General features: G+C 38.6%; 6 protein-coding genes and 2 rRNA genes. 1 reads left to right on the forward strand and 7 read right to left on the reverse strand.

What is annotated here, in order from left to right; translation table 11 throughout:
• Positions 1–169 precede the first annotated feature (169 nt).
• The 4 genes from V6C17_RS15765 to V6C17_RS15780 form a co-directional block, all read right to left on the reverse strand.
• Positions 170–1,354 carry a class I SAM-dependent rRNA methyltransferase gene (locus V6C17_RS15765; protein ID WP_333523536.1) on the reverse strand — a complete coding sequence of 395 codons (1,185 nt, stop codon included), beginning with the start codon at positions 1,352–1,354 and terminating at the stop codon, positions 170–172.
• Between the two features lie 7 nt (positions 1,355–1,361).
• Positions 1,362–1,889: a hypothetical protein gene (locus V6C17_RS15770; RefSeq protein ID WP_333523537.1), complete on the reverse strand. Its 528-nt coding sequence runs from the start codon at positions 1,887–1,889 to the stop codon at positions 1,362–1,364.
• Between the two features lie 130 nt (positions 1,890–2,019).
• The gene (locus V6C17_RS15775; RefSeq protein WP_333523538.1) at positions 2,020–3,204 is read right to left on the reverse strand and encodes an FprA family A-type flavoprotein; all 1,185 of its coding nucleotides are present in this window, start codon (positions 3,202–3,204) and stop codon (positions 2,020–2,022) included.
• A gap of 13 nt (positions 3,205–3,217) precedes the next feature.
• A complete protein-coding gene (locus tag V6C17_RS15780) occupies positions 3,218–4,159 on the reverse strand; it encodes a nitronate monooxygenase (protein ID WP_333523539.1) in 942 nt (313 codons plus the stop codon).
• Positions 4,160–4,439: 280 nt separating this feature from the next.
• Here V6C17_RS15780 and speD point away from each other — a divergent pair, with 280 nt between their 5' ends.
• On the forward strand, positions 4,440–4,892 hold the full coding sequence (speD, locus tag V6C17_RS15785) for an adenosylmethionine decarboxylase (RefSeq protein ID WP_333523540.1): 453 nt from the start codon (positions 4,440–4,442) through the stop codon (positions 4,890–4,892).
• A gap of 175 nt (positions 4,893–5,067) precedes the next feature.
• On the opposite strand, the gene V6C17_RS15790 is transcribed toward speD, so the two are convergent.
• The 3 genes from V6C17_RS15790 to V6C17_RS15800 all read right to left on the reverse strand — a co-directional run.
• A complete protein-coding gene (locus V6C17_RS15790) occupies positions 5,068–5,640 on the reverse strand; it encodes a beta-class carbonic anhydrase (RefSeq protein WP_333523541.1) in 573 nt (190 codons plus the stop codon).
• Between the two features lie 733 nt (positions 5,641–6,373).
• Positions 6,374–6,490 (reverse strand): 5S ribosomal RNA (gene rrf, locus V6C17_RS15795).
• 102 nt (positions 6,491–6,592) lie between these two features.
• Positions 6,593–6,718, reverse strand: a 23S ribosomal RNA gene (locus V6C17_RS15800); the annotation flags it as partial.

The following is a 6,718-nucleotide window of genomic DNA, read 5'->3' on the forward strand; positions in this document are numbered from 1 at the left end:
GACCTTTTGACTTTTGGCAATACTAAAATATATAAGAAAAAGGCAATAATTATTAAATTCCTTTAATAATTATTGCCTAATAACTTGTAATTTATCCGATGACTAAGCCGCTCTTGTCACAGACGAGCGGCTTGATTAGCTTTCTAGGTTAGCCCTTTAATACTGGCTATTAGAACACTTGCACTACCAAAAATTTTAGATATTCCGTCTCGGCAGAGGCTGGCAATATCGGATGGTCTTTTGCTTGAGTTCGATATTCAACCTGCCTTATTGTCCTTTTCGCGTCGCGAGCAGCATCATTTACAACAGCTAGAAACAAATCTCTCCCCATATGATAAGAACAAGAGCAGGTCACCAAGTAGCCTCCTGGCTTAACCATCTTGAGACCGCGCAAATTAATTTCTTTATACCCCCGAGCAGCGCCTTCTAAAGCACTTCTGCTTTTTGTAAAAGCTGGAGGATCTAAGATAACCACATCGAACTGCTGTTTCTCATCAGACATCGTCCGTAGTGCATCAAAGGCATTTGCAACTTGAAAATTACAAATATCGCTTACACCGTTCATTTCGGCATTTTGCTTAGCTAATTCTATTGCATCTTCTGATATGTCTATAGAAGTAATCTTTTTTGCTCCGTAAAGAGCTGCATGTACGGCGAATGATCCAGTATGGCAAAAGCAATCCAATACCTCTGCACCAGCCATTAACGGTTTGAGAAAAAGTCTATTCTCTCGCTGATCGTAAAAGAACCCAGTCTTTTGTCCTTTTTCAATATCGGCATAAAAGGGTATACCATTTTCTAATACTTTAATTTTAGTTGGAAAATTCCCCTTTAGATAGCCCACTTTTTTATCATCAAGGCCTTCTAATCTCCGCACGGATACATCGTTTCGCTCATAAATACCTTCAGGTGAAAATAATTCATCAAGTACTGATACAATCGTTTCTTTATGTACATCAATACCTAATGAAAGTGTCTGAATGACCATATAAGGGCCAAACTTATCAACAATTAGTGCTGGTAAAAAATCTGCTTCACCGAATATCAACCGGCAATATTCTGGTTCGTTTATAAACTGTTTGCGATATTTCCAAGCTGTTTCTATTCTCTTCTTAAAAAACTCCCTGTTAATCGGTTCTTGTTCACGGGTCAAAAGCCGAACAATGATTTGTGAACGAGGATTAATATAACCTCGGCCGATGAATTTCTGACGGTTGTTATAAACGTCAACAATGTCACCTGGCTGAAAATCGCCATCAATGTAATCTAACTCTGTTTGGTACACCCAAGGGTGACCACTTTCAACTCGGTGCTGTGCACCTTTGCGTAAAAAAACTTTAGCTGTTACTTCCATAAAGACCTCACTTATTATTTTTTCGATGATTCCACCAGTTGTAAATAAGATAGACAGCCATTGCTGTCATTATAGCACCATTAACTGCCTTGAACTCTGCTGCAAAATAAGCTGGTTCCCAGTATGATACTGGACTGTGCACCGCTGACATAGATAACGGGTAAAGATAAAAGTTTGCATGTGCACCATGTGTAAGTTCATCTAGAAGTAAATGAGTACCCCAACCAACAACAACCGCTCTAGTTTTACTTAATCTTTTAAACATGCTTAAAGCGAAAAAAGCGCCCCAGAAAACAACAGAATGCCCTATCAGATCAATCATAACTGCCCAAGAGTAAATTGGAAGATAAGACATCATGACTTTAGGGCTCATTGTAATTAGTTCTGGGATACTTATATTTCCGTCATATAGCATTACTACTATTAGAACAAGGTATATATAATCTGGCAGCATTGAGCCTAAAACAAAATACCAGACAAACGGGTGACGTCGTGACAAAAAATATAACCAAAAGCCATGGTGTAACGTAAACATAGCCACCTCGGTAAAGTTTGTTCGATAATATAGTGTGGCACATAGTTTCTGTCACTATTCCATGGAGCATTTAAAAAGAACACTTTGCTGTATGTACCTAAAAAAGAGGGCACTTAGGCCCTCAATAAATCTATTTCTCTGCCTGCAGTATTTTTTTACCGAATTCTAATCCAAAGTTAAAGCATTTTTCAAGTTCTTCAGCATCAGGCACCCACTTTAGTGCTAAACTTGGATCTACCTTAATACCTGCACTTGCCATACTTTCATCAATTACCTTCTGAGCGCCACCACCCCAACCATAGGCACCAAATGATGCACCAAGTTTATTGGCAGGTCTAAGACCTTTTATATATGTCAAAAGTGCTCCCACGGTCGCAAGCGGACCATTATTTTGGGTTGATGAACCTATAAGAACACCACGGGCCTCTAATAGTTGCATCATCAAGTCACTTCTATCTGCTGCAGATAATCTGTATAGTTTGGCATTTACGCCAGCAGCAGCAACACCCTCAAGTATACGGCGAGCCATTTTTTCAGTACTGCCCCACATGCTATCATACGCAATAATTACTTTATCTGTTGTATAGTTAGTACCCCACTGCTCGTACTTATGTAGTATTTCGGGGATATTGGACCTCCAAACCACTCCGTGGCTTGGCGCAATCATTTTAACCGGTACTTGTGAAGCTTTATTTAGTGCTTTGCCGACGAGCTTTCCAAATGGCATTAGTATATTAGCATAATACTTTGCGGCTTCATACATAATTTCATGTATATCATTCTCATCGTCAAATCGTTTCGTTGTACAAATATGCTGTCCAAAAGCATCATTTGAAAATAGGATTTGTTCGCCATCTAAATAGCTAGCCATCGAATCTGGCCAATGAAGCATAGGTAAAGGTATGAAATGAAGTTTGTTTTTGCCTAAATTAATAAAGTCGCCTTCTTTTACAACTTGAAAGTCATAATTTTTCTGATAATGTTTCAGTATTCCTGACTTTCCAGCTTCGGTCAAAATTACTTTAGCCTGTGGAGCCTTTTCCATTATCATGGGCAGACCGCTAGAATGATCTGGCTCAACATGGTTCACAATTACATAGTCAATTTTAGCAGGATCAACAATTTGACTAATTCTCTCAATAAGCTCCTCAGCGAAAGGCGCCTTTACTGTATCAACAAGGCATATCTTTTCATCAACAATTAGAAATGAATTATATGTTACACCGCGTGGAGTTGTAAAACCATGAAAGTCCCTAACATTCCAATCAACGGCGCCAACATAGTATACTCCTTCGGCTAATTTAACGTTATTCATGAAATTCTCCCCCTTACTTTGCAAACTCAGGTGCTTTCAGAAGCACTTCACGAGCCTCATTAATAATTTTATCCACAATATCTTTTGCTGGCTCAATTTCCGTTAATGGTAATAAACTCTGACCAGCTTGAACCATTCCATTTTCAATATCACCATCAACTGCTGCTAGACGATTTGTTCCTGTTGCTAGTTTTACTAATTCGTCCTCAGGTGTACCATTTTTCTCTAGCTCAACAAAATTTAAAGAGAACTTATTTTTAACACCTCTTACCGCATGACCAATAGTTTGTCCTGTTACGATAGTGTCAGTATCTGTAGCTTCAATTAGCTTTTGCTTGAATTTAGGGTGAGCGGCACACTCTAGAGCTAATAAAAATCTTGTTCCTATTTGCACACCGGCAGCACCCATAACTAAAGCTGCTGCAAGTCCGCGACCATCGGCAAAGCCTCCTGCCACGATTACAGGAATTCTAATCTCAGGTATAACTTGGGTCATTAACGCCATAGTTGTCAAAACGCCAATATGACCGCCAGCTTCCATACCTTCAACAACTATAGCATCAGCACCGGCATTTTGAACTCTTTTAGCAAGTTTAACGTTTGGCACAACAGGAATCTTCTTTACTCCCGCTTGATCAAACTTTTCGAAATATGGTACTGGGTTACCTGCACCAAGAGTTACAAAAGCAACTTTTTCTTCGCATATTACTTCGACAACTTCATCTTTATTTGGCGCCATCAACATGACGTTTACACCAAAAGGTTTATCTGTTAATGATTTTGCAAGTCTGATCTGCTCGCGAACATAGTTTGTGTCACGGCCACCTGTCGCGATAATTCCTGCTCCACCAGCTTCAGATACTGCAGCTGCAAGTTTGGCATCTGAGATCCAAGCCATTCCACCTTGAATAATTGGATATTTAATATTTAACAATGATGTTAGTTTAGTATTCATCTTATTTCTCCTTTGATAAAATATATTCTTTATGTGAGAAATTTTACTATACGTTACGATATTCCTGCAATGCTTTTGTTAACTTTTACTAGGACCTAATTATATTTAATTTTCCGGAAATAATAAAAAAAATACTCTTTACAATAATGTCCAAGCAATTTATAATGTATATCTGTGATATCGCTGGATATTATCACTATTATTGTTTGAATTTATCAATTATTGAGTTTTTTTGAAGTTTTACGCCTTAAGTTGAAACTATTAAAAAGGGGCGATTGTAGTGAAACTAGTCGGAAGGCACTTAACAGTAGATATGTATGGATGCAGCTTCGAAGCCTTAGATAACCTCGATTCTATCAAACATGCCATTTTTGCTGGAATACAAGAAGCTAACTTAAACTTGCTCGAATTTTCTTCTCACAAATTCGAACCACATGGTGTTACCGCTTTGGCATTGTTAAATAGGAGTCATATGAATGTTCATACTTACCCGGATTTAGGCTATGCCGCTATTGATATCTTTACATGCGAAACTAATGCAAGTCCTGAAAAAGCAGTGCAAGCCCTAAAAAGTTATCTTAAACCTGAAAAAGTTAAAACAACACACGTTAAACGCGGTGACTTTGGTTCGGTAAAGGATATGAAGCCCAAGACCAAAGTAACAGTTGCACCAATTAGACGTATTAAGAATACAAGCGCAAAAGTTATAAAAATGCTTTCTCGGTCCAAATAAATAATAACCCAAAAGTCTGAGTAAACCCTACTCGGACTTTTATATTTTAAAAGCATAAGCTATGCTGCTTTTTTTATTATGTCTATTAATACTATAGAAATGTATCAATGTTATTAAGATCATATGATAAAGAAAAATCCCTGGAAACTAGCCCAAGGATTTACACTGCTTCTTGTTATTTTATATTTGCTGCACTATAGCCGTCCACTATAACTTCGATTTTACCAGTGCGCGGATGAAACATTAATCCATGAACAGGAACATCTTTAGGAATTAACGGGTTAGTGCGGATTTTTTCTACAACTTCTTTAACATTGTCTTCTGGATGGTGGAAAGTATCAAGCCATTTCTCCATAGAGTGTTCCACCATTTTAATTGCATCCGGCGATATTCCTCGTGCAAGCATTTTCGCAGTCAAACCTTGTGATGTTGTGTTAGCCATACCACAATCATGGTGCCCAATAACAATGATTTCATTTACCCCAAGTTCAAAAACACTTAGGATTAAACTACGCATTATAGCCTCAAAAGGACCAGTGATTGTATTGCCGGCGTTCTTTATCATTTTTGCCTCGCCACGCCCTAGACCTAATGCTGGCTCTAAAAATTCAACTAGCCTTGTATCCATACATGTGAAGATCGCAAGATGACGGTTAGGCATTTTATCATTTTCTTCAGATTCATATGATGATGGCAGATGTTCTACAAACTGCCGATTAGCCGCAAGTATTTGTTCTAAGCTATTCATATCATTGTCCTCCTGCATTTTATTAGCTAGTATGTCCTGAAAAAGTACTACACAATTAAATTATATCTAAAAATGCTAATTCTGTAAACGATATGGATTATATTCATAACTATTCGAATATTTAGTTACATATGTCTACCTCGTAGCAACATAGTAGCTAATTTTAAAATACTCGATTTGAATGGCCAGATGAGCTTAGATTGTCCAGTTAGCGACGGCGATGCTATTTAAGATAGATACCATACCCCTCTAAGACGGTTCATTAGAAACGAAGGAATGGAACAGGTGGCACCCAGCTTAACATAGCAAAAAGCACTTACCATTGGTAAGTGCTTTTCTAATCAGCAGCTTTCTATCCTCCCAGGCCGTTTCACCTAGCGCAATGCCATCCATGGCGCGCTCGGCACTTGGTCCATCCAGGACCATCGGTCGTTCGCTAAGCCGTCCATGGCACTTCCGACACTTGGCCCATCCGGGGCCGTCGCCAGCCAAGTACTTTCGACGTATAACGTTCTGCTTAAGTAGCTTTATAATATAAACATGTATAGTTTATTACTGCATCTACGTGACCTAAACTACTGTTACGATGCTAACTTCGATAGCTTACAATATTGAGGAAGTATATCTTCCTACTTAGTCACTCTCATAGACCACGATGATATGTGAACAGGTGGAGCAGCCTTGAATATACTAACAAAATAAAAAAGCACTCATCAAGCAATGAGTGCTTTTAAACCGGCATCTACTTATCCTCCCAGGCCGTTTCCAGCCAAGTACTTTCAGCGTATAAGGGCTTAACTACTGTGTTCGGTATGGGAACAGGTGGAACCCCTTAGCTATCGACACCAGATATTTAGGTGAATGTCTACTAGAGTACATTCCCTGAAAACTTCACAGAAGATAATTTGCATTTTAGTATCATTTCATTCGATGAATCGAATGCTTGATTAGTTAAGTCAAGCCCTCGACCTATTAGTACCAGTCAGCTGAATCCATTACTGGACTTACACACCTGGCCTATCAACCTTGTCATCTACAAGGGGTCTTACTAGATTACTCTATGAGAGACCTCATCTTA

Origin of the sequence: Dendrosporobacter sp. 1207_IL3150 (assembly GCF_036763085.1) — a bacterium.
GTDB lineage: Bacteria > Bacillota > Negativicutes > DSM-1736 > Dendrosporobacteraceae > JBAIYU01.